We start from the raw sequence: 20915 nt of genomic DNA, 5'->3' as shown, positions 1-20915 counted from the left end.
GGCCCGGCAATGGGGTTGCGCCGCCCCAGCGGGGGCGCCGCGCCGCGCTCAGCTGCCGCTCATGCGCGGCTCATGCGCGGCTCAGGCTGGGACCTCCGGACGAGGCGGGCCCCGCCGGGCAGCGGGTACACTGACCGGCCACGTTCCACCCACGATCGGCAATGACCCAGACCCGCATCCTGACCGGCATCACCACCTCCGGCACCCCGCACCTCGGCAACTACGTCGGCGCTATCCGCCCGGCGATCGCCGCCAGCCTCGCCCCGGACGTGGAGAGCTTCTATTTCCTCGCCGACCTGCACGCGCTGATCAAGGTGCAGGAGCCCGAGCGCGTGCAGCGCTCGACCCTGGAGATCGCGGCGGCGTGGCTGGCCTGCGGGCTCGATCCGGCCAAGGTCTGGTTCTATCGCCAGAGCGAGATCGTCGAGATTCCGGAACTGTCCTGGTTGCTGACCTGCGTCGCCGGCAAGGGCATGCTCAATCGCGCCCACGCCTACAAGGCCGCGGTCGACAAGAACCGCGCCGAAGGCGAGGACGACGATGCCGCGATCACCGCAGGCCTCTTCATGTACCCGGTGCTGATGTCGGCCGACATCCTGGCGTTCAACGCCAACCAGGTGCCGGTCGGCCGCGACCAGATCCAGCACATCGAGATGGCGCGCGACGTCGGCCAGCGCTTCAATCATCTCTACGGCGAGCACTTCGTCCTGCCCGAGGCCTTGATCGAGGACAACGTGGCGACTTTGCCGGGCCTGGACGGCCGCAAGATGAGCAAAAGCTACGACAACACCATTCCCTTGTTCGCACCGCGCGAGACTTTGAAGAAGCTGATCTATTCGATCGTCACCGATTCGCGCGCGCCGGGCGAGGCCAAGGACACCGAAGGTTCGGCCCTGTTCCAGATCTACCAGGCCTTTGCCAGCGTCGAGGAAACGCAAGCGATGCGCCGCGCCTTCGCCGAGGGCATCGGCTGGGGCGAGGCCAAGCAGGCGCTGTTCGAACGCATCGACGGCGAAATCGCGCCGCTGCGCGCGAAGTACGAAACCCTGATGGCGCGCCCGCAGGACATCGAAGCGATCCTGGTCGACGGCGCCCGCCGCGTGCGCGCGCAGCACGTCAGCCCGCGCATGAAGGCGCTGCGCGAGGCGGTGGGTTTGCGCGATTTGTCGCAGACCACGACGAAGGCCTCGGTCAAGGCCGAGAGCAAGGCGAGCCTGCCGGTGTTCAAGCAGTACCGCGAAGCCGACGGGCAGTTCTATTTCAAGCTCGCCGACGGCGATGAGGTGCTGCTGCAGAGCCGCGGTTTCGCCTCGCCGAAGGATGCCGGGCAGTTGATCGCCGCGCTCAAGGCCGGCAAGAGCGATGTCGCGGCTTTGTTGGCCGCCGCCGATGCCGTCGACGACGCGCGCCGCGATGCCGTGGCCGCAGCCCTGGCCGCGATCGTCCAGGCCGAAGCCGAGGCGCAGGCGGCGAAGGACAGCGCGACGTCGTGAGCCGGTTCGTCGAACTCAACCTGGCGCTGATCCTGTTCTTGCCCTGGTTCGCGATTCTCGGCGCGCTGTTCTGGTTGTACCCGCGGCAGCCGCGCAATGCCGCGCGGCGCTTGTTCGATGCGGTGTCGTTGGCCGCATCGGTATGCGCCTTCGTGTTGGCGATCCGCTGGGCGCATCGTTACGCCGGCGATGCCTATGGCGCGATGTGGCCGCAGATCTTCGCGACCTCGCTGGGCTACGGGGTCTTCCTGGCGACGCTGACCATCGCCGGTGTGGTGCGTTGGCGCTGGCTGAGGCGTTTGACCGACTTCCTCGATTGAAGGGGCGCGGTTGAAGGTCTTGGTGCACGGCCTGCGTCGAGCGGGCGGCAGGCGCCGACTCCTGCGACCAAAGCCGCATGTTGCCGCGGCCCACAGCGCATAGACTGGGCGCCGACTCCGCAGCGCAGTGCAGTGCCTTCATGAGCGAATCCCTGGGCATCGTCACCATCGACACCGGCTTCCAGCGGCCGATCTTCGACGCCGCGTATCTCGTCGTCGACAACGGCCGCGGCGCTTTCATCGACTGCGGCACCCAGCATTCGATTCCGGCCCTGCTCGCCGCTTTGCCGGCGCAAGGCCTGACGCCGGCCGATATCGACTGGTTGATCCTGACCCACGTCCATCTCGATCACGCCGGCGGCGCCGGTGCGCTGATGCAGCAACTGCCGAACGCGCGCCTGGTCGTGCATCCGCGCGGCGCGCCGCACATGATCGATCCGGCGCGCTTGGTCGCTGGTGCGACCGCGGTGTACGGCGCCGAGGAAATGGCTCGCAGCTACGGCGAGATCGTGCCGATCGCGGCCGAGCGCGTGGTCATCGCCCGCGACGGCCACATCGTGCCTCTCGGCGGACGGCCGTTGTTGTGCGTCGACACGCCGGGGCATGCGCGCCATCACCTGTGCGTGTGGGACGAGCGCAGCCGCAGTTGGTTCACCGGCGACACCTTCGGCCTGTCCTATCGCGAGTTCGATTCGGTGCGCGGGCCTTTCATCCTGCCGACTTCCTCGCCGGTGCAGTTCGAGCCGGAACCGCTCAAGGCTTCGATCCGCACCTTGCTGGCGAGCGATCCCGAAGCGGTGTATCTGACCCATTACGGCCGCGTCGGCGACGTGCAGCGGCTCGGCGCGGAGTTGATCGAACAGATCGACGCGATGGTGCGGATCGGGCAAGCGCAGGCCGCCGACGGCGAACGTCATGCGCGCCTCAGCGAGGCGCTGAGGGCGCTGTACACCGAGCGCGCCTTGGCCCACGGCAGCCCGCTCAGCGAGGCGCAGATCCATGCGGGGCTCGCGGTCGACATCGAACTCAATGCCCAGGGCCTGGCTGTGTGGCTCGATCGCCAGGCCGAGCGCTCGGTCGCGACGGTCGACGCGACGGGCTGAACCGCATCCGGCCGGCCCGAACGCGACCGCCCCGAGCCAGTGTTCGATCGCGCCGATCAGGCTTTATGCCGGGCGAAATCCAGCGGCCGCGACCATCTTGTAGTCGATGCCAGTTGAGCTCGCCGCGGCGCGGCGCGATGCCGGCGTCAGTCCCAGACGTTCGGCGGCGCGCCCTGTTCGGGATGCTTCATGCGCACGATGCAGAAACGGTGGCCGGTCGGCGCTTCCATCACCCACCAGCGTTTGACGAAGGCGATGCGCTTGGCGCCGAGCGCTTCCAGACGCGCGGCTTCGGCGTCGAGATCGTCGCTTTCGATGTCCAGGTGCACGCGCGAGGGGTGTGCGACTTTCTGCACTTCGATGTGCAGCTCGGCGGGGCCGTTCGCGAGTTGGGCGTATTGCGCGCCGTCGTCGTCGTAGGTTTCGACCCGGGCCAAACCTAGCGCGCCGCTCCAGAAATTCGCGGCGACATCGAGGTCGCCGGTTTCGCAATCGATGATGAATCCGGCCAGGCGGCTGCGATGGGCCATGGCAGTGCTCCGTGGATGGTAGACCGGCCTGCAGATTGCCGCGCCGACCGCGGGCGGGGAAGTGCCGGCTGCGATGCGATACCGCGTCGCATCGCACCACCGCGATTCAATGCAGCGGCAATCCCGGGCCCGCACCGTCGGCGCGTGCGAGCGCGGCGAGCGCATCGCGGTACAGCGCGTACTCGTCGCGATCGAGGGCGAAGTTCTGCAAGGCGAACGCGGCCGAGCGGCGCAGGTCCGATTCGGCCCGGGCATCGCCGGCGATATCGAGCAAGGCGATCTTGAGCCCATCCGAACGCGCGCCGGAAGCTTCGATGCCGGCGATGGCGGCGCGGCGCACGGCGATGTCCGGATCGAGCAGGGCGGGTTCGAGGATGGCTGCATCGTCGCCGCGTTTGTTCCAGCGCACCGATTGCAGCACGGCGCTGGCACGCACCTCGGCATCGGCATGGCCGCGCAGGGCGGCGAGGCGTTCGAGCAAGGGCGCGGCGTCTTCGCTGGCCACGACGGCGGGCGCCAGCATGTCGATGCTTTCCTTCAGCAGGGCCGGGTCGCGTTCGTCGCGCAACTGCCGCGCCAGCGTGTCGCGCACTGCGGCCACATCGAGGGGAAACGCCTTGAGCAGGGCCAGTCCGCTGCGACGCGTGTCCGGGTCGGGGTTGCCTGCGAGTTGCCGTCCGAGTTGCAGCACCTCGTCGTTGGCCACGCCCTGCAGGATCGCGAGCAAGGCGCCGCGCCGGTCGAGATCGGTCTCGAAGCTGTAGCGGCGCAGCAGTTCGCGCAGATAGCCCGGGTCCTGCCCGGCGCGGCGGATATTGCGGTCGAGGTCGTCGGCGCCGCGGCTGCGCGGGCCGTCGCTGGCCAGGGCGTCGGCCAGGGCCGAGTGCAGCGGCTGCTTACCGCTGCGGCCCGGGGCGGGCGATGTCGTGGCGCCGTCGCGGCCCTGTGGCGTCGCAGGCGTCATCGAGCAGCGGGTGATCGCCGCGCCGACCAAGCCTCCGATCAGCGCGGACGTCAGCAGCGCCATGCCCAGCCGTGCGGTCCATGTCGGCGGAGAGTGGGCGTGCGTCATCGGCGTCCTCGGTGCGAAGCGGAAAGGGGGGCAGCGGGACGGCGGCCTCGCCGCCGCCCCGTTGCGTTTATCGCCCGATCAACAATCCGGTGCGACGCGGCCGTCGGAACCGGTGTAGGTGTAGGCATCCGGAATATAGCGGTTGCTGCCGCTGGCGCCGATGTTGTTCCACAGATTGCTGGTGCCGTACGTGCCGCTTACCGATTCGCCGGTCTTCTGGCAGCGGATGGTGACGCTGGCGCCGTTGGCGAGCGAGCCGACGATGCTGTAGCCGGTGCCCGGGCCGGAGCGTACGTTGAGCGGCGAGCCGCTGGTCTTGACCGTGCCGGTGGCGCCGCCGGCGCTGCAGCTGTTGCGGCTCTTGTAGGCCACTTCGTACTGGTCGTAGACGATGGTCGCGCCGTTCCAGACGATCTTCTGGTCGTCGCCGTTGAGGCGCTGTTCGTAGTGCAGGTGCGCGGAGATGCTGTTGCCGGGGCGCGTGGTCTTGCCGAGCGTGCCGATCTTCTGCCCTTGCGACACGCTGGCGCCGTTACCGACCGAGATGCTGTTGAGGTGGGCGTAGTAGGTCTGCCAGCCGCCGCCGTGGTCGATCACCACCAGGCGGCCGTAGCCGGTGCCGGGATGCGGGTTGTAGGTGTGCGCGGTGCCGCCGGCGGAGGCGACCACGGTCGAGCCGAGGTCTGCGTCGCTGAGCGGGCGCGGCTTGTGGTTGAGGTCGACCGCATAGCGCAGGCCGTGGCCGGGGTAGGTATCGCCGTACCAGGTCTGGCCGCAGGGGAAGGGCATCTGGAAGGCCGGCCGGGCGGCGTTGGCGGTCGGCGCGATCAGGCCGAACGCCACGACTGAAATGCACGACAGCATCGTGCGCAGGGAACGCTTCATTCTGGAACCTCTCGACTGTCGATGAGGACGGGAAGGGTGGGCCGGGGGTCCGAAACGGGCGCCCGGCGCCGGGATTGCGGGCCGACGCTAGCGCGATTCCTGATTAATTGATTTAGGGAATTATTTATTCCTAAACGCAATCGAAGCCGCGAGCGTGATGGCTATCGCGGTTGCGGAATGAGGGTTTCGGCCAGGGCCCGGAAGGAACGCGGGCGGGCGGCAACGACGGCGGCCCCGAGGCGCGGTAGGGGGCAAGATGGGGCGCATACGACCCGAAGCGGGTCAGGATCGCCGTGGGCGGCACTCGCGGCGAAGGCGAGGCCCGATCCGCGAGTACGGCGCATGGTCGGCGCCGTGGCGGTCGATCGCAGGGCTTGCGGTGGCCCGAACCGCTCCCGCGCGATGCGGGAGCGGTGTCTTTCGCTCGGACTCAGTTCGGACGCGCGAGGTCGTCGATCATCGCCTTGAGGAAGCGCGCTGCTTCGCCGCCGGTGCAGGCGCGGTGATCGAAGGTCAGCGACAGCGGAATCACCTTGTGCGATTCGAAGCCGCCCATCACCGGGGTCATCTGGTGACGGCCCTTGCCGGCGGCGACGATCGCCACCGTCGGCGGCACCACCACCGGCGTCGCGTAACGGCCGGCGAACATGCCGAAGTTCGACAGCGAGATGGTGTAACCGCTGAGTTCCGAAGCCGGAATGCTGCGGTCCTCGACCTGCGCACGCAGGCGGTTGATCGCCTCGCGCACGCCGCGCGAATCGAGCACGTCGGCATTGCGCAGCGCCGGCACGAACAGGCCGTCGTCGGTGTCGACGGCGATGCCGATGTCGACCTGCGGATGCAGGGTGCGGGTGAGCTTGTCGCCGTCGAACCAGGCGTTGAGCGCGGGCACGGTCTTGCAGGCGACGACGATCGCGCGCACCAGGCGGCCGGTGATGTCGTTGCCGGGCTGCCAGGCGTTGATGTCGGCGTCGTCGGCGAGCGTGGTCGGCACGACCTTGCTGTGCGCATCGGCCATCACCCGCGCCATGTTGCGGCGCACGCCCTTGAGCTGCTCGGGCTGACCGGTGACGGCAACGCCCGGCGGCTGGGTGCGCATCGGCCGGCCCGAGGCCGACAGCGCACTGCGTACCGGTGCGGCGACCGCAGCCGGTGCCGCGGCGAGCGCGGGTGCGCGATCGGCCGCGCGCTGCACCGGCGCGGCGCCGGCTTGCGCGCTGCCGTCGGCGGAGGCGCGCTTGACGTCGTCCATGGTCACTACGCCGTCGGCGCCGGTGGCGCGTACGCGGCTCAGATCGACGCCGAGCTTGCGCGCCAGCGCGCGCACCGCCGGCATCGCTTTAACGCCGCCGACCGCGACCGCCTGCTCGCTGCGCACCGCATCGGAGGACTGCATCGCACCGACCACGGTACCGCTGTCGGCGCGCTCGGCGGCTTCGGCGGGCTTGGCCGCCGCCGGAGCGGGTTCTGCCTGCGGCGCCGGCGCATGGCCGCCGCCGTGGTGATGGCCGGTGTCCTGACCGTCGGCGCGCTGCGGCAGGTTCGGGTCGATCTCGAACTCGGCCAGCATGGTGCCGGTGACGATCACATCGCCGGCGGCGCCGGCGAGCTTGAGCACCTTGCCCGACACGGGCGAGGGCACTTCGACCACGGCCTTGGCGGTTTCCATCGACACCAGGGTGTCGTCGAGACGGACGGTGTCGCCGACCTTGACCGACCATTCGACGATGGTCGCGTCGGGCAGGCCTTCGCCGAGGTCGGGGAGCAGGAAGGTCTTGGTATCGCTCATGACTCGTTCTCTGAGAGGGTGATGAACGAAGGCCCGCACTCGGCCTTCGTCTTGCATGCTGCGCATCGCCGGTCGGCGACCGGACGATGCGATCGTGGGAGCCCGTCGTGTCGAAGCGCGCGCGTCAGCCGTTGGCCATCGCGCGCTTGGCCGCAGCGACGATCTTGTCGACGCTCGGCAGGTACTTCATCTCCAGACGGAACAGCGGGATGTGGGTGTCGTAGCCGGTGACGCGCTCGACCGGCGCGAGCAGGTCGTACATCGACTCCTCGGCCAGGCGCGCGGCGATCTCGGCGCCGAAGCCGGCGGTCTTGGGCGCCTCGTGCACGATCACGCAACGGCCGGTCTTGCTGACCGACTCGGCGATGGTGGCGAAGTCCAGCGGCTTGAGCGTGGCGACGTCGATGACTTCGGCGCTGATGCCTTCGCCGGCGAGCTTGTCGGCCGCTTCCAGCGCTTCCTTGACCTGCGCGCCCCAGGTGACCAGGGTGATGTCGGTGCCGTCGCGCAGCACGTAGCACACGTCCAGCGGCAGGGCTTCGCCGTCGTCGGCGACGACTTCCTTGTACTGGCGGTAGATGCGCTTGGGTTCGTAGAAGATCACCGGGTCCGGATCGCGGATCGCGGCGAGCAACAGACCGTAGGCGCGCGCCGGCGACGACGGCAGCACCACGCGCAGGCCCGGCACGTTGGTGAACAGTGCTTCGTTGGCTTCGCTGTGGTGTTCCGGCGCGCGGATGCCGCCGCCCCACGGCACGCGCAGCACCATCGGGCAGGTCAGGCGGCCGCGGGTGCGGTGACGGAAGCGCGCGGCGTGGCAGATGATGTGGTCGAGCATCGGATAGACGAAGCCGTCGAACTGGGCTTCGGCGACCGGCTTCATGCCCTGCGCGGCCAGGCCGACGGTGAGGCCGGCGATGGTGGTTTCGTCGAGCGGCGTATCCAGCACGCGTTCCGGGCCGAACACCTGCTGCAGGCCGGCGGTGGCGCGGAACACGCCGCCGTTGACGCCGACGTCTTCGCCGAGCACCAGCACGCTGTCGTCGTGGCGCATCTCATAGGCGAGCGCTTGAGTGATCGCTTCGATCAGGGTGATCGCGGCGGGCGTGGCGACCGGCTGGGCGGTATCGACGGTGGTCTTGGTGGCGACGTTCATCGACGGCCCTCCAGAGCGAGTACGGCGGCGCGTTGGGCGAGCAGGTCCGCCGGCATGTCGGCGTAGAGGTAATCGAACATGGCTTCGACCGGTTGCACCGGGGTTTCCAGATAGGCGTTGATCTCGACGTCGACCTTCTTGCCGCATTCCTCGGCCCAGGCTTTTTCGAGTTCTTCGTTCCACACGCCCTGCGCGGTCAGATAAGTGCGCAGGCGCGGCATCGGATCGCGCGTCCACGCGTCCTTGACCTCGGCCTCGTCGCGGTAACGGCGCGCGTCGTCGGCAGTGGTGTGGTCGTGCAGGCGGTAGGTCATGAACTCGATCACGCTGCCGCCTTGTCCGCTGCGCGCCAGTTCGGCGGCGCGGCGCATGCCTTCGAGCACCGCGATCAGGTCGTTGCCGTCGACCTGCAGGCAGTGCAGGCCGCCGGCCAGGCCCTTCTGGGCCAGGGTCTTGGCGCCGGTCTGGGCCGAACGCGGCACCGAGATCGCCCAACCGTTGTTGATCACGCACAGGATCAACGGCAGTTGGTAGGCGCCGGCCGAATTCAGCGCGGCGTAGAAGTCGGTCTTGGACGAACCGCCGTCGCCGCAGCAGGCGACCGCGAGATTGGTTTCCTTGCGCAGCTTGAAGGCGAGCGCGGCGCCGGCGGCGTGCAGGCATTGGGTCGAGATCGGCACCGACCAGGCGAAGTCCTTGCGCGGACCGGCGAAGTCGTTGCCGCGTTCGTCGCCGCCCCAGTACATCAGCACTTCGCGCGGTTGCACGCCGCGCATGAACTGCGCGCCGTACTCGCGATAGCTCGGTGCGAACACGTCGTCGGGCAACATCGATGCGCCGATGCCGACATGGGTGGCTTCGTGGCCCAGGCAGGCGGCGTAGGTGCCGAGCTTGCCGGTGCGCTGCAGGGCGATGGCCTTGGTGTCGAAGGTGCGCACGAACAGCATTTGCTTGAACAACGGCAGCAGCGTGTTGGCGTCCTTGAACGCGGCCGGAATCTCGGCGACGGGTCGACCGTCTGCGCCGAGGTATTGGAGATACTCGATTTCGAACGTCGCGGCGACGGTCATCGGGGGAAGGTCCTCACAGAATAGGGATGAGGTCCGAATCATTCCGGTCCCGGATCCAGTGCCGGGCGCGCTGGTCAGCTTCAGACTGGCTGGGTCCGGATTCTCCGTGCGAACGAGAGGATTCCGGGCCGGGCTAAAGCCGCGGCGCCCGGCGGGCCGAGCACTGCGTCATGGCGCGGATGATACCGAAACGCTTGTTAAGCGCCGTTGCGCGCTGCGACATGCATTGCGAGGCGAAACCGGCTAGGCGTCGCACTCGCCGTGTGCGGCGCGCGGGGGTTTCGGCGTTCGGATCGGCATCGCCGCAGGCGCGGCCGGCGGCGTTTTTCCGTTGCCGGGTGCGTACTTGCGTGTCTGCCGCGCTCGCATCGGCGAGGCATCGGTCGCGCGCGCCGCTGTGGGTTGCGGAAACGCAACATCGACCGCGGCCAGACGCGCGCCGCGATGGCGTTCACGACTTTGCGTGCCGGTTGGCGCACGAAACGGCGCAGTACGGAGTGTGCCGCGCGCTTACGGCGGTCGTTCGCGCAGACGCCCATTCCGGCAAAGCCGTCGGGCCTTGCACGCGTGTCGCTGGCCTGCGTGCTTCCGGCGATGCCGACCGAGTTCATCGCGAGCGCAAACGCCGGGCAAAAAAAAAGCGCGGCCGGAGCCGCGCTTTTGTGTTGCCGATCGAATCACGCCGGGCGGCGTGGCGCCGCCCGCGGACTTACCACCACCACGGTCCGGCGAGTTGGACGTGGTGCAGGGCGAAGTCGTTGAACGGATTCGGATCTTCCACTGCCGATGCGGCGAAGCCGAGCAGGGTCAGGCTGCGATCCCACAGGCGCGGACGCGGTGCGACGATGACGAAGTCGAAACGCTGTTCGCTACGCGCCGCCAGTCGGGTGCCGTTGCAGGTCGCTTCGAAGCCGTTGCCGTGCGCGGCGACGGTGCAGGTCCAGCCGCTCGGTGCGGCGATCGAGACGTTGCCTGCCGGAGCATCGCCGTACAGGTTCAGGCTCGGCAGCACCGCGACGTCGCCGCCGCGGTTGCGCACGGTGACGGCGAACTGGCCGTTCTGGCCGCCACGCAGGGCGCGCGGGCCGTCGACGTCGATGGCCAGGTCGGCGCGCGCGGTGGTTTCGATGCTGACGCTGGCGCCGTCGTTGCCCGGCACCGGGTCCAGCGACTGCGACTGCGCCGCGACCGCCAGGGTGGTGGTCTTGCCGATCATCGCTTCGCTGGCGACGGCCGAGAGCGCGAACGTCGCCGTTTCGCCGTTGGCCATGCTGGTGCGGTTACAGGCGACGCTGGTCGAACCGTCGACCACGGCCGGGGCATCGCAGCTCCAGCCGGCCGGGGCGACCACGCTCAAGGCCGGCAGTTCGGCGTTGATGGCGAAGCCGATGCCGGGGTAGTCGGCTTGCTCGGGGCCGGCGTTGTTCAGCGCGACGCTGAAGTTCACCGGCTGGCCGACGCGCACCGAGGCGGTCGAGGTCGAAGCGGTCACCGCGAGATCCGCGCGGCGGCGGAAGTCGATGTAGGTGATGACCGGGTCGTGGTCGGACAGGCGCGACGGCGAATCGCCGAGGCTGCGGTTGATCTCCGGGAAGTCGGCGTTGATGCGCGCGTGATCCAGCTTGAGGCCGGTCGCCGCGGCGATCAGGGCCTGGTTGGCCAGGACCTGGTCGATGGTCTGCGCATTGCCGCCGAAGGTGTAGGAGTAACGCTGATCCGGCGTGGCCAGTTCGCCGAGGTTGCTCAGGTTCGGCTCGACCAGGTCGGCGCCGTCGCCGGGCACCGCGGTCTGATCGTCCGGCGTCGGCGTGCCGGCGACGGTGTTGATCACATCGACGAGGCCGTCGTTGAACTCGAACGCGTTGAAGTCGCCGAGGGTGACGATGCGTTCGGCCGGATTGGCCAACTGGCGCTGCTGGATGAAGTTGGCGAGGAACACCGCCTGGGCCTGGCGCTTCATGCGCACGCGATGGCCGGCGTCGGTGTCGAGTTCGCTGTCGATCAGCGAGCGCTGGTGCACCAGGATCACGGTGATCGGGAAGCTGCGTCCGTCGCCGTTGTGGACCACCGCTTCGAGCACCAGCGGCGGACGATCGTTGAGCAGGGCGCTGTTGCCGTCCGGCTGGGTCCAGGTCGCGGTCTTGCCGGCCTGGGTCACCGACAGCACTTCGACGCGGGCGGTGCCGGCGGCGATGTCGGCGGTCTTGATCAGATAACCGACATCGATGCCGCCGATGTCGTTACCTTCCAGCAGGTAAGCGACGTACTTCGGATCGGGAAGACCGGCTGCCACCGCATCGGCGTTGACGCGCGCGGCGATGTCCTGAGCGGCGCTGATGTTCTCCACTTCGACCAGGCCGAGGATGTCCGGACGCTGCAGGTAACCGATGCCGAGCGAGATCTTGTTGAGACGGCGGGCATACGCGTCCGGCGTCAGCACCGGTTCGCCGATCGCCGGGTCGTTGGCGGCGTCGAAGAAACGCTCGACGTTGTAGGCCGCGACGGTGAACTCGCTTATGTCCGGCAGACGGGCCGCGGTCGGTTGGCGCTCCTGGGTGATCGTGGTCAGTGCATTCGGATCGCGCAGGATCGTGTAGCGGCGGAAGCCGTAGTCGAGCGGGCCGGTCAGGTTGGTCAGCACGGTGCCGCTGGACAGGTTGAACGCAGTGCCGCCGATCGCGTCGCTGTCGACGGTGATCAGCTCGGGGTTGAAGTCCCAACGCGGGATCGGCGGAATGCTGCCGCCGCCCGGAGCGCTGTCCGGCGCCTGGATGCCGGGTTCGCGGAACGGACGCGCCACGCCGGTGACCACGACGTTGAAGATGCCGTTACCGCTGCCGGTGGCATTGGTTTCGTTCTTCGAGCCCTGGGTCGGCGAGACCACGGTCGCGCTCGGGATGGTCACGCGCATGCCTTCGAGGCGTTCGAGCTGGTCGAGACCGCCGGACGGATCCGGGAAGGTCGGGTTCAGCGCGATCGCGGCGGGCAAGGTGCTCGGACCGATCACCGGCGGCACCGAGATCAGCACCACCTGCGGGGCATTGCCGAGCTCGGTGAGCGGCGCCTGGCCGGGGTCCGCGCCGGGCACGAACTCGATCACGCTGGCGTTGACGCGCACGACGTTGCCGACGGCGGCGATGGCCGGCGGCGCACTGCCGACGAACACGAACACGCCTTCGGAGGTGGCCGGATCGGCATCGATCTGGCTGTCCGGCGTCTGCAGGAAGAAGCCGTTGCTCTTGCGGCCGGTGACGATGCCGGTGGTGTAGACGCGCTGGCCGAGCAGCGGCGATTGCGCGCCATTGCCCTGGATCGCATGGATCGGGGTCAGCTCGACTTCATCGGTGACGATGGTGCCGATCGCTTCGGCATCGCCGAGGTTGGCGCCGACCGGAGCGCTGAGGCGGACGAAGAAGGTCTCGTCGTTCTCGTTCGCGTCGTCGACGGTCACGTGGATCACGATCATCGCCGAGCTGGCGCCTTCCGGAATCGTCAGCGTGCCGGCGATCGAGGAGTAGTCGTCGCCGCCGGTCGCGGTGCCGTCGGCGGTGGCGTAGGACACGCTGACGCCGCCCGGGCCGGCCGCTTCCGACAGGCTCACGGTGAAACGGAAGTCCGGAGAGGACTCGATCTGGGTGACGTCGGCGATGCTGAGCACCGGCAGGTTGGCGCCGGCGCAGGAGAACGCGACGCTGGCGCGGTTGCGCGGCGCCGGTGCGGCGGTATCGAAATCGGCACCGTTGACGTTGCTGTCGGTGCAGCCCTTGCCGGCGCGCACCGCGGCGAGCACGGCGCTGATCGTCGCGGTCGGCTGGCTGCCTTCGGCGCAATTGGCGGCGGTGCCGTAGCCGACGAAGTCGACGTTGCCGAGCGGGCAACTGCCGCTCAGCGTGGTGGTGTTGTTGACCAGCGCGACCTTGCCGGCGCCGGCCGCCATCGGGATGGTACCGACCGTATCCGGCGTCGGCAGATCGACCGAGCCACCGGTGCCGTCGGCCTGCTTGACCAGGTAATAAGCGCCTGGCGCGAGGCTGCCGCTGAGTGCGGTGCGCTGCCAGGTGGTGCCGGCGCTGGAGGCGTACTGCACGCTCCAGCCGCTGAGATCGACGGCGGTGCTGCCGTTGTTGTGCAACTCGATGAAATCGCTTTTCAGCGTGGCGCCGGAATTGCCGCCGCCGCCGTAAACCTGACTGATGACCACTTGCGCCTGCGCCGAACCGGCCGCCGCAAAGGCCAATACCGCCGCCAACAGGCGGCCCCCTAACTTATCCATGTTTTTCCCCATGTGGACGCCTGGATCCCCCCGGAAGCAGACAGAGGGGATTGTGCATCAATGCTCACTTTTTGGCGTTGCAAGGGCATGACGGCCCGGAAAATCGCGACCTGGGTCACTCTCGGCGGGCTCCGGCGGGTCTCGGCGCCGCCCGGGACGGCCCGGACGGCGTCGAAGCCCCCGGCTTGCGCCGGGGGCGGGCGAGGCGACTCAGGGCTGAGGCGCGCCGCCGGGGGCGAGGATCCGCAGCGTGGTCCGCGCGGCGTTATCGGCCGGGTCCGGATCGGCCGACGGGGACGTCACCGAGGCGGCGAGCTCGACCGTGCGCCCGGCCATCGAGGCGTCGGTAGCGGCGCGCAGATGGAACCACTGCGAGACATGGCCGCTGCTGTCGACCTGTTCGCCGGTGCAGGCGAGGCTGGTGTGGTCGCCCTCGACCACCGGCACTCCACAGCGCCAGCCCGGCGCGACCGCGCTGACCTCCAGGTTCGGCCAGGCCCCGGACAAGGCCAGGCCGAGGCCGACCTGGCGCGCCCAGTCCGGACCGGCGTTGTCGACCGATACCGACAGCTCCAGGGGGCGGCCGGCCTCCAGCGTCTCACCGCCGTTCATGGGCCCGGCCCAGACCGACAGATCGGCCCGCGTGCGGGGCACCAGCCGCAGGTGCAGAGGGTCGACGTCGCCGGCGCGCATCGGCACGCCTTCCGCATCGCGCAGCACCGCCGGATAGCCGGCATTGCTGCGCAGGCGCTGGACCTCGATCCGGTCGGTGGCGCCGACCAGGCGCTCGTCGGCGAAGGCGTGCTGCAGCTCCTGGCGGCTGCCTTCGTCGATCGAGGAATAGCGTTCCGATCCTGGCTCGGTCGCGGTGAGGTTGAGCAGATCCGGATCGAAACGGTCGACGCCGTCGCCCAGCACCATCGTGCTCACGCCTTCGGTCGGACGGCCGGTCAAGGTGCCGACCGGATCGACCAAACCGTCGTTGAACGCATGCGCGTCGAAGCGGCCCAGCACCAACAGCGGTGGCGCATCGGGTTCGTCCTGCTGCTGCCGCACCCAGCCGGCGATGAACTCGGCTTGCAGGTGCCGGCGATCGCGCTGGCGTTCGGCCTGTGGCGTGTCGGCGTCGCTGTCGGCCATCGGCGCCAGTTGCACCAGCAGCAAACGCTGGCGGAAACGGTGGCCGTCGATGGACTGGGTGGTGGCATCGACGCTCAGCGGCGCTTGATCGAACAACAACGGCGAAGGGCCGGCGCTATTCGGCAGCAGTGCATCGCGGCCGATCTGGACGACGCGTTCGACGATCACCCGCGAACCCCAACTGCCGACCTGTTCGCTGCGCGCGAGCAGACCGATATGCGGCTTGATCGGATCGACGTTGGGCAGGGCGATGGCGCGGTACTGCGGGTTGCCGTTGCCCGACGCGGTCGCATCGCGGTTGATGCGTTCGGCCAGGCGCTGCAGCAGGGCTTCGTTCTCGATGCCGGCGATCGCGACCAGGTCCGGCATCAGCAGGTTCTCGCGCAGGCTGCGCGAGATTTTGCCGAGGCGGCGTTCCAACGCCGGCATCGGCGTGGTCGGCTGACCCGAGTTGGGCGGGCTGTACTCGTCGTAGAGATCGCCGAGGTCGTAGCTGACCACCGCGGTCTGACGCTGCTGCGGGTCGCCCGGCTCGATGCGCGGCGGCGCCTGCAACGATCCGCGCACGAGCAACTGCGCATCGTGCTGCAGGGCTACGGTGTAGCGCCCGCTGCGCTGATCGAGCGGACCGATGATCCCATCGATGCGGGTGTCGATCGCGACATCGAGCGGCGCGTGGCCATCGGCATCGCTGTCGACACCGATCGCCTCGGGATTGCCGTCCCAACGCGGCAGCCAATCCTGCGGCTGGCCGTGGAAGATCGGCGGGTAGCGCGTGCCCGGCTCGCGCATCGGCGCCGGCTGATCGTAGGGACCGAGCGCGACATGAAAGCGGCCGTCGCTGCGGGTACGTTCTTGCATCGCATCGAAGCTGCCACCGGTCGGACCGACCACGCGCACCTCCGGCAAGCCCACGCGCATGCCTTCGAAGGCTTCGTAGTCGGGCGCGCCGTAGAACGGCTGCCAGGGCAGCAACGGCGCCGGCGGCAGAGGGCGCGGCGAACTCGTCAGCAGGGCGATCGCCGGCGAGCCTGCGATTGCGGTCATCGTGCCGCGCAGCGGGTGACTGCCGCTGTCGGACAACTCCGTCACCGTGCCGGTCGCACGCACGCGCAAACCGCGCCACTTCGAATCGGGGCGATGGCCGGTCTGCACGAACAGGCCCTGCGAGGTCGCCGGATCGCCGTCGCTTTCGAACTCCTCGCTCTGCAGATAGAAACCGTCGTCGCTCAGCGCCGTGACGAGGCCTTCGACCGAGACGAATTCGCCGCGCAACGGCGAGACCGCCTCGCGGCCCTGTACGGCCGCGATCGGCACCACCCGCAGATCGTCGTCGACGATGGTGACCAGGCCTTCGAGGTCGACGCCGCCGTTGTCGGCGATCGCGCCGGACAGGATTTGTCCTTTGATCCTGACCGTCTCGTCGCCTTCGTAACGCGTGTCGCCGCGCACCCCGAAGCTGACGTGGGCGCGATCCTGGCCCGGGCCGATCACCGCTTCGTACTCGAACGGCAGATAGTCCTCGTGGCTCGTCGCCGAGCCGCCGTCGACCGAACTCAGCCGGACCCGCACGCCGTCGCTGCCGGCGGGACGGTCCAGGCGCAGTTCGATCGGGAACGGCGCGATGTCGGCGTCTCCCTCGTTAAGTGCGTTCGTCTGCAGGGATACACGCGGCGGCGGCTGTTGCGGATCGTCGTTGACGATGGTCGCCTGGACGTTGAGGTAATCGCCGTTGGCGGTGACCGCGCCGGAATGGACTTTGATCTGAAGGGCGACGGTTTCGTCGCTCTCGGTCAACCGGTCGCCCCTGACCGGCAAGGCGAAGCTGGTCTCGGTCTGGCCGGCGGCAATGGTGCCGCGCAGATCGATGGGCAGGTAGTCCTGGTCCGGCGTTGCACTGCCCTGGCCGTTGCTGAAAACGCTCCAGCTGACCCCGCCGGGGCCGGCGGGACGATCGAGCTTGAGCCGGAACACGAACGGCGCGATGCCATCCTGTCCTTCGGTTTGGGTCACGTCGTTCGCCGACAGGCGCGGAGGCGGGCCGGCCGGACAAATTCGCCTCGCCGAGTTGCGGTTGCGCGGGGTTGGCGCGCCGAGACTGAAATCGACCGAGTTGGCCTGGGTGTCGACGCAACCGCCGTCCCTGCGCAGTTGCGCGGTGACGAGGCCGCCGGCCGGCGCCGGCGCCGAACCTTCGGCGCAGTCGATGCTGCCGTAACCGACGAAGTCCATCGAACCGGTCGGGCAGGAGACGACGATCGGACTGGAGTGATCGACCAGTGCCAGCTTGCCGTTGAGGTGGTTGAGCGAGACGTTGCCGCTCAGATCGTAGCTAGTCAGCGCAGTCGAGCCGATCGAAACGCGTTGGCGGATCAGGAAGTAACCGCCGGGCGCGATGACGCCGCTCAACGGCGTGCGTTGCCAGCCATAGGCGCCGTTGGCCGGCGCGTAATGCAGGTTCCAACCGTTGAGGTCGACCGCGACGCTGCCGTTGTTGTGCAGTTCGACGAAGTCGGCGCTATAGCGTGCGCCGCTCTGGCCGGCACCGCCGTAGACCTGAGAAATGACCACCTGTGCCTCGGCTGCGCCGGCCAAAGCCAAAGCGATGCCGGCCGCGAGAGCGCGGCTTGCGAGTTTGTGCATGGATTCCCCTCGAGAATGCGCCTGCGGGACGTGCTTGGCAGGCCCGGTTATTGTGCGTTTTAGGCGTCGCACAGGCCGCGACGGGGAGACGTAACTGCCTGCTGCAATTACGAAAGCCGACCCCGGCGCAGGCGATGCGTTACGCTTTGCGCCCCTGCCGTGAGTGCCGCCGATGTCCGTCGAGAAAAACCAGCGCGAACTGGAAGCCGGTATCCATACCGACCTGTCCGGACGCATCAGCTACGGCGGCTATCTGCAACTCGACCGGTTGCTGTCGGCGCAGCGCGCGCTGTCGGACCCGGCCCACCACGACGAGATGCTGTTCATCATCCAGCACCAGGTCTCGGAGCTGTGGATGAAGCTGATCATCCACGAGCTGAGCGCCGCGCTCGAACATCTGCGCCACGACCAGGTCTGGCAATGCCAGAAAGTCCTCGCGCGCTGCAAGCAGGTGCTGCGCCAGCTCACCGAGCAGTGGTCGGTGCTGGAGACGCTGACGCCGTCGGAATACATGGGCTTCCGCGAAACCCTGGGGCCGTCGTCGGGTTTCCAGTCGCTGCAGTACCGCACCATCGAGTTCATGCTCGGCAACAAGAACGAAGCCATGCTGCGGGTGTTCGCGCACGACCCGCAGGGCCAGGTCTCGCTGGAGAAGGCGCTGTCGGCGCCTAGCCTGTACGACGAGTTCCTGATGTATCTGTCGCGCTTCGGCCACCCGATCCCGGCGATCCATCTGGACCGCGACTGGCGCCAGCCGCACGTCAGCGACCCGGCGCTGCAGCCGGTGTTCGAGCGCATCTACGAGAACACCGACCTGTACTGGCGCGAGTACGCCCTGTGCGAGGACCTGGTCGATCTGGAAACCCAGTTCCAGCTGTGGCGCTTCCGCCATATGCGCACGGTCATGCGCATCATCGGCTTCAAGCGCGGCACCGGCGGCTCCAGCGGTGTGGGCTTCCTCAAGCAGGCGCTGGAACTGACCTTCTTCCCGGAGCTGTTCGAGGTGCGCACCACCATCGGCCCCGCCGACGGCTACGGCGCCGGGACCTGAGGCTGCAGGGTTTCGATACCGCCCCGTATCGAGTGGGCGCTGTTAAAGGATAGGAGCAGCGTCCTGCCGGATTTTCCGCGGCCGCAAGCCGCGACCGCCTCGCTGGATGCGTCGACGGCGAAGTTACTGGAACGACCAGGCGACTGTCGGTGAATCCCGCTGTCATTCCCGCGCAGGCGGGAATCCAGGGCTCTCGTGCCGCAACGTTTGAGGTCTCTGGATCCCCGCCTGCGCGGGGATGACGGCTGAAGGTTCTCGTGGCGATTGGAGTTCGGCCGGGCTCGCCGTCCTGCAGCTTCCGGGTTGGAGCGGTGTCCTGTTGGAGTGCCTGCGGTCGCGAGCCGTGACCGCGAACTCACAGTAACTGCGCCGGCAACACCGACCCCGGAGGGCCCAGCCTGGGTCTTCCAAGGAGCCCGGATCGCCGCAAACCGGCACCTCCAACCGCCGCATCGCGCAAAATTCTCCCCCGTTCATGGGTTTGCAAGCGTGATTGTTGCGTCGCAACAAAGCGCAATGCGTGGAATAAAGGTTTGACGGGACCGGTCCATGCCGGTAAATCTCCCCGACCCGTGCCGTTGGCGTGGGATTTTCATTCAGTTTCGACACGACAGGGGACACCGCATGAGCGGAGCCGCGATACCGACCCAGGGCCAGGCGCCCATACCCGAGTTCAAGCAAATGCTGGGGCATCCCAAGCCCTTGTGGATGCTGTTCATGACCGAGTTCTGGGAGCGCTTCGCGTTCTACGGCATCCGCTGGGCGCTGGTGCTGTACATCGTGGCCCAGTTCCACGGCGGCGACGCCGCCGGCGAAGCGCCTGCCAACCGCATCTATGGCGCCTACCTGGCCCTGGTGTATGCCGCGGCGATCTTCGGCGGCTACATCGCCGACCGGGTGCTCGGCTACCAACGCTCGATCCTGCTCGGCGCGGTCATCATGGCCACCGGCCTGTTCCTGATCGCGATCCCGAACGACCAAGTGTTCAAACTCGGCCTGGCCACGATCGTGGTCGGCAACGGTCTGTTCAAGCCGAACATCTCGACCATGGTCGGCAAGCTCTACAGCGTCAGCGACGGCCGCCGCGACTCGGGCTTCACCATCTTCTACATGGGCATCAACGCCGGCGCCTTCATCTCGCCGATCCTGACCGGCCTGCTCGCCGAAAAGGTGTTCGGTACCGCGGCCATGCCCGTCTACAAGATGGTGTTCATCGCCTCGGGCCTGGGCATGATCGCCAGCCTGGTGTGGTTCTGGTTCGGTCGCCGTCAGCTCGAAGGCATCGGCCGCCCGCCGTCCGACAGCGCCGGCAAACAGAAGGTGCTGTACGTGTTCCTCGGCGCCTTGGCCGCGATCCCGGTGGTGTACTTCCTGCTTGCCGTCGGCGCGACCACCCTGCAGTGGGTGCTGCTGGCGATGTTCATCGCCCTGTGCGCCCTGTTGCTGGTCGAGGGCTTCCGCGAGGGCAAGGTGCAACGCGACAAAGTGATCGCGATGCTGATCATCTTCACCTTCAACATCCTGTTCTGGATGTTCTTCGAGCAGGCCGGCAGTTCCTTCACCTTCCTCGCCGACAAGATCGTCGACCGCCAGCTCGGCGACTTCCTGTTCCCGAACGCCTGGTTCCAGTCGGTGAACTCGCTGGCGATCATCACCCTGGCACCGATCATCGCCCTGATCTGGGTCAAGATGGGTTCGGCCAATCCGTCGATTCCGCGCAAGTTCGGCCTCGGCCTGATCTTCAACGGCCTGGCGTTCGCGCTGTTGATGTTCGCCTTGTCGGGCCTGGTCAACGACGCCGGCAAGATTCCGTTCTGGACCTTGTTCATGGTCTACGTGATCCAGTCCGTCGGCGAGCTGTGCCTGTCGCCGATCGGCTTGTCGATGGTGACCAAGCTGGCGCCGATGCGCCTGGTCGGTTTCGGCATGGGCGGCTGGTTCCTCTCGACCGGCATCGGCAACAACCTGTCGGGCATCTTCGCCGGCGTGGTCAGCGGCGAAGGCGGCATGACCACGACCTCGGCCTTGAGCGGCTACACCTTCGGCTTCTACGCCTTGGTGGGCGCGGGCGTGCTGTTGTTCCTGATCGCGCCGTTGGTGCAGAAGTTGATGCACGGCGTGAAGTAATCGCTCTGCCGCGTTTCGCGCGGCCAGGTGGCGAACGAAAGACGACGGCTACGGCCGTCGTCTTTTTTTGTGGGTCGGGGGCGGCGATGTCCGGGGCGCGATGACGGTGAGGGGGCTGCCGCCAACCATCGGGCTACCGGTTTCGTTGCCGTTGCTGTTGTTGTTGCTGTGCGCCGAGCCGCACTAGCGAAGGCAATAGAAGACCCGGAGGGCGGCCCGCAGGGATGCGGGCCGTTTTTCATCGGGACAGGGATGTCCCGTAT

General features: G+C 68.1%; 13 protein-coding genes. 5 read left to right on the top strand and 8 right to left on the bottom strand.

The genetic code is table 11. The features are described from left to right. The first annotated feature begins 161 nt into the window (after positions 1-161). From ACTJJK_RS11400 to ACTJJK_RS11390, 3 genes are all read left to right on the top strand, one after another. Positions 162-1493 carry a tryptophan--tRNA ligase gene (locus tag ACTJJK_RS11400; RefSeq protein WP_051885128.1) on the top strand — a complete coding sequence of 444 codons (1332 nt, stop codon included), beginning with the start codon at positions 162-164 and terminating at the stop codon, positions 1491-1493. Then, positions 1490-1813 (top strand): hypothetical protein, encoded by a 324-nt coding sequence (locus ACTJJK_RS11395; protein WP_031372700.1) that lies wholly within the window; start codon positions 1490-1492, stop codon positions 1811-1813. The genes ACTJJK_RS11400 and ACTJJK_RS11395 overlap by 4 nt, the downstream gene beginning before the upstream one ends. A 140-nt stretch (positions 1814-1953) precedes the next feature. Further along, positions 1954-2916, top strand: coding sequence for an MBL fold metallo-hydrolase (locus ACTJJK_RS11390; protein ID WP_440730240.1), 963 nt, complete (start codon positions 1954-1956; stop codon positions 2914-2916). Positions 2917-3062: 146 nt separating this feature from the next. Here the strand turns inward: ACTJJK_RS11390 and ACTJJK_RS11385 are convergent, their stop codons facing one another. The 8 genes from ACTJJK_RS11385 to ACTJJK_RS11350 form a co-directional block, all read right to left on the bottom strand. Continuing rightward, a complete protein-coding gene (locus ACTJJK_RS11385; protein ID WP_440730239.1) occupies positions 3063-3446 on the bottom strand; it encodes a VOC family protein in 384 nt (127 codons plus the stop codon). 106 nt (positions 3447-3552) lie between these two features. Continuing rightward, positions 3553-4518 (bottom strand): hypothetical protein, encoded by a 966-nt coding sequence (locus ACTJJK_RS11380; RefSeq protein WP_223619656.1) that lies wholly within the window; start codon positions 4516-4518, stop codon positions 3553-3555. 78 nt (positions 4519-4596) lie between these two features. Then, the gene (locus ACTJJK_RS11375) at positions 4597-5403 is read right to left on the bottom strand and encodes a M23 family metallopeptidase (protein WP_031372704.1); all 807 of its coding nucleotides are present in this window, start codon (positions 5401-5403) and stop codon (positions 4597-4599) included. A 430-nt stretch (positions 5404-5833) separates the two neighbouring features. Then, positions 5834-7192, bottom strand: a complete 1359-nt coding sequence (locus tag ACTJJK_RS11370; RefSeq protein WP_440730238.1) for a dihydrolipoamide acetyltransferase family protein — start codon at positions 7190-7192, stop codon at positions 5834-5836. A 124-nt stretch (positions 7193-7316) separates the two neighbouring features. Continuing rightward, positions 7317-8348: an alpha-ketoacid dehydrogenase subunit beta gene (locus ACTJJK_RS11365; RefSeq protein WP_051885130.1), complete on the bottom strand. Its 1032-nt coding sequence runs from the start codon at positions 8346-8348 to the stop codon at positions 7317-7319. Then, positions 8345-9418, bottom strand: coding sequence for a pyruvate dehydrogenase (acetyl-transferring) E1 component subunit alpha (pdhA, locus tag ACTJJK_RS11360; protein WP_031372707.1), 1074 nt, complete (start codon positions 9416-9418; stop codon positions 8345-8347). Before pdhA ends, ACTJJK_RS11365 begins: the two co-directional genes overlap by 4 nt. 709 nt (positions 9419-10127) lie before the next feature. Beyond that, positions 10128-13691 carry a lamin tail domain-containing protein gene (locus ACTJJK_RS11355; RefSeq protein ID WP_440730237.1) on the bottom strand — a complete coding sequence of 1188 codons (3564 nt, stop codon included), beginning with the start codon at positions 13689-13691 and terminating at the stop codon, positions 10128-10130. Positions 13692-13901: 210 nt separating this feature from the next. Beyond that, entirely contained in the window at positions 13902-17474 is a 3573-nt protein-coding gene (locus ACTJJK_RS11350) for a lamin tail domain-containing protein (RefSeq protein WP_440730236.1), read from the bottom strand. A gap of 172 nt (positions 17475-17646) precedes the next feature. On the opposite strand from ACTJJK_RS11350, the gene ACTJJK_RS11345 reads away from it, so the two are divergent. Both ACTJJK_RS11345 and ACTJJK_RS11340 read left to right on the top strand, forming a co-directional pair. After that, complete coding sequence (locus ACTJJK_RS11345) at positions 17647-18525, top strand: tryptophan 2,3-dioxygenase (RefSeq protein ID WP_031372711.1); 879 nt, start codon at positions 17647-17649, stop codon at positions 18523-18525. 624 nt (positions 18526-19149) lie between these two features. Further along, positions 19150-20652 carry a peptide MFS transporter gene (locus tag ACTJJK_RS11340; protein WP_031372712.1) on the top strand — a complete coding sequence of 501 codons (1503 nt, stop codon included), beginning with the start codon at positions 19150-19152 and terminating at the stop codon, positions 20650-20652. Positions 20653-20915 lie beyond the last annotated feature (263 nt).

Source organism: Lysobacter sp. 22409 (assembly GCF_052045105.1).
Lineage (GTDB): Bacteria > Pseudomonadota > Gammaproteobacteria > Xanthomonadales > Xanthomonadaceae > Lysobacter > Lysobacter antibioticus_B.
This window is presented reverse-complemented; position numbering and strand designations above follow the sequence as displayed.

Excerpts from the sequence above, each read along its gene's own strand:
- ACTJJK_RS11400 (WP_051885128.1), top strand. The coding sequence starts at position 162 with ATGACCCAGACCCGCATCCTGACCGGCATCACCACCTCCGGCACCCCG.
- ACTJJK_RS11390 (WP_440730240.1), top strand. The coding sequence starts at position 1,954 with ATGAGCGAATCCCTGGGCATCGTCACCATCGACACCGGCTTCCAGCGG.
- ACTJJK_RS11385 (WP_440730239.1), bottom strand. The coding sequence starts at position 3,446 with ATGGCCCATCGCAGCCGCCTGGCCGGATTCATCATCGATTGCGAAACC.
- ACTJJK_RS11380 (WP_223619656.1), bottom strand. The coding sequence starts at position 4,518 with ATGACGCACGCCCACTCTCCGCCGACATGGACCGCACGGCTGGGCATG.
- ACTJJK_RS11375 (WP_031372704.1), bottom strand. The coding sequence starts at position 5,403 with ATGAAGCGTTCCCTGCGCACGATGCTGTCGTGCATTTCAGTCGTGGCG.
- ACTJJK_RS11370 (WP_440730238.1), bottom strand. The coding sequence starts at position 7,192 with ATGAGCGATACCAAGACCTTCCTGCTCCCCGACCTCGGCGAAGGCCTG.
- ACTJJK_RS11365 (WP_051885130.1), bottom strand. The coding sequence starts at position 8,348 with ATGAACGTCGCCACCAAGACCACCGTCGATACCGCCCAGCCGGTCGCC.
- pdhA (WP_031372707.1), bottom strand. The coding sequence starts at position 9,418 with ATGACCGTCGCCGCGACGTTCGAAATCGAGTATCTCCAATACCTCGGC.
- ACTJJK_RS11355 (WP_440730237.1), bottom strand. The coding sequence starts at position 13,691 with ATGGATAAGTTAGGGGGCCGCCTGTTGGCGGCGGTATTGGCCTTTGCG.
- ACTJJK_RS11350 (WP_440730236.1), bottom strand. The coding sequence starts at position 17,474 with ATGCACAAACTCGCAAGCCGCGCTCTCGCGGCCGGCATCGCTTTGGCT.
- ACTJJK_RS11345 (WP_031372711.1), top strand. The coding sequence starts at position 17,647 with ATGTCCGTCGAGAAAAACCAGCGCGAACTGGAAGCCGGTATCCATACC.
- ACTJJK_RS11340 (WP_031372712.1), top strand. The coding sequence starts at position 19,150 with ATGAGCGGAGCCGCGATACCGACCCAGGGCCAGGCGCCCATACCCGAG.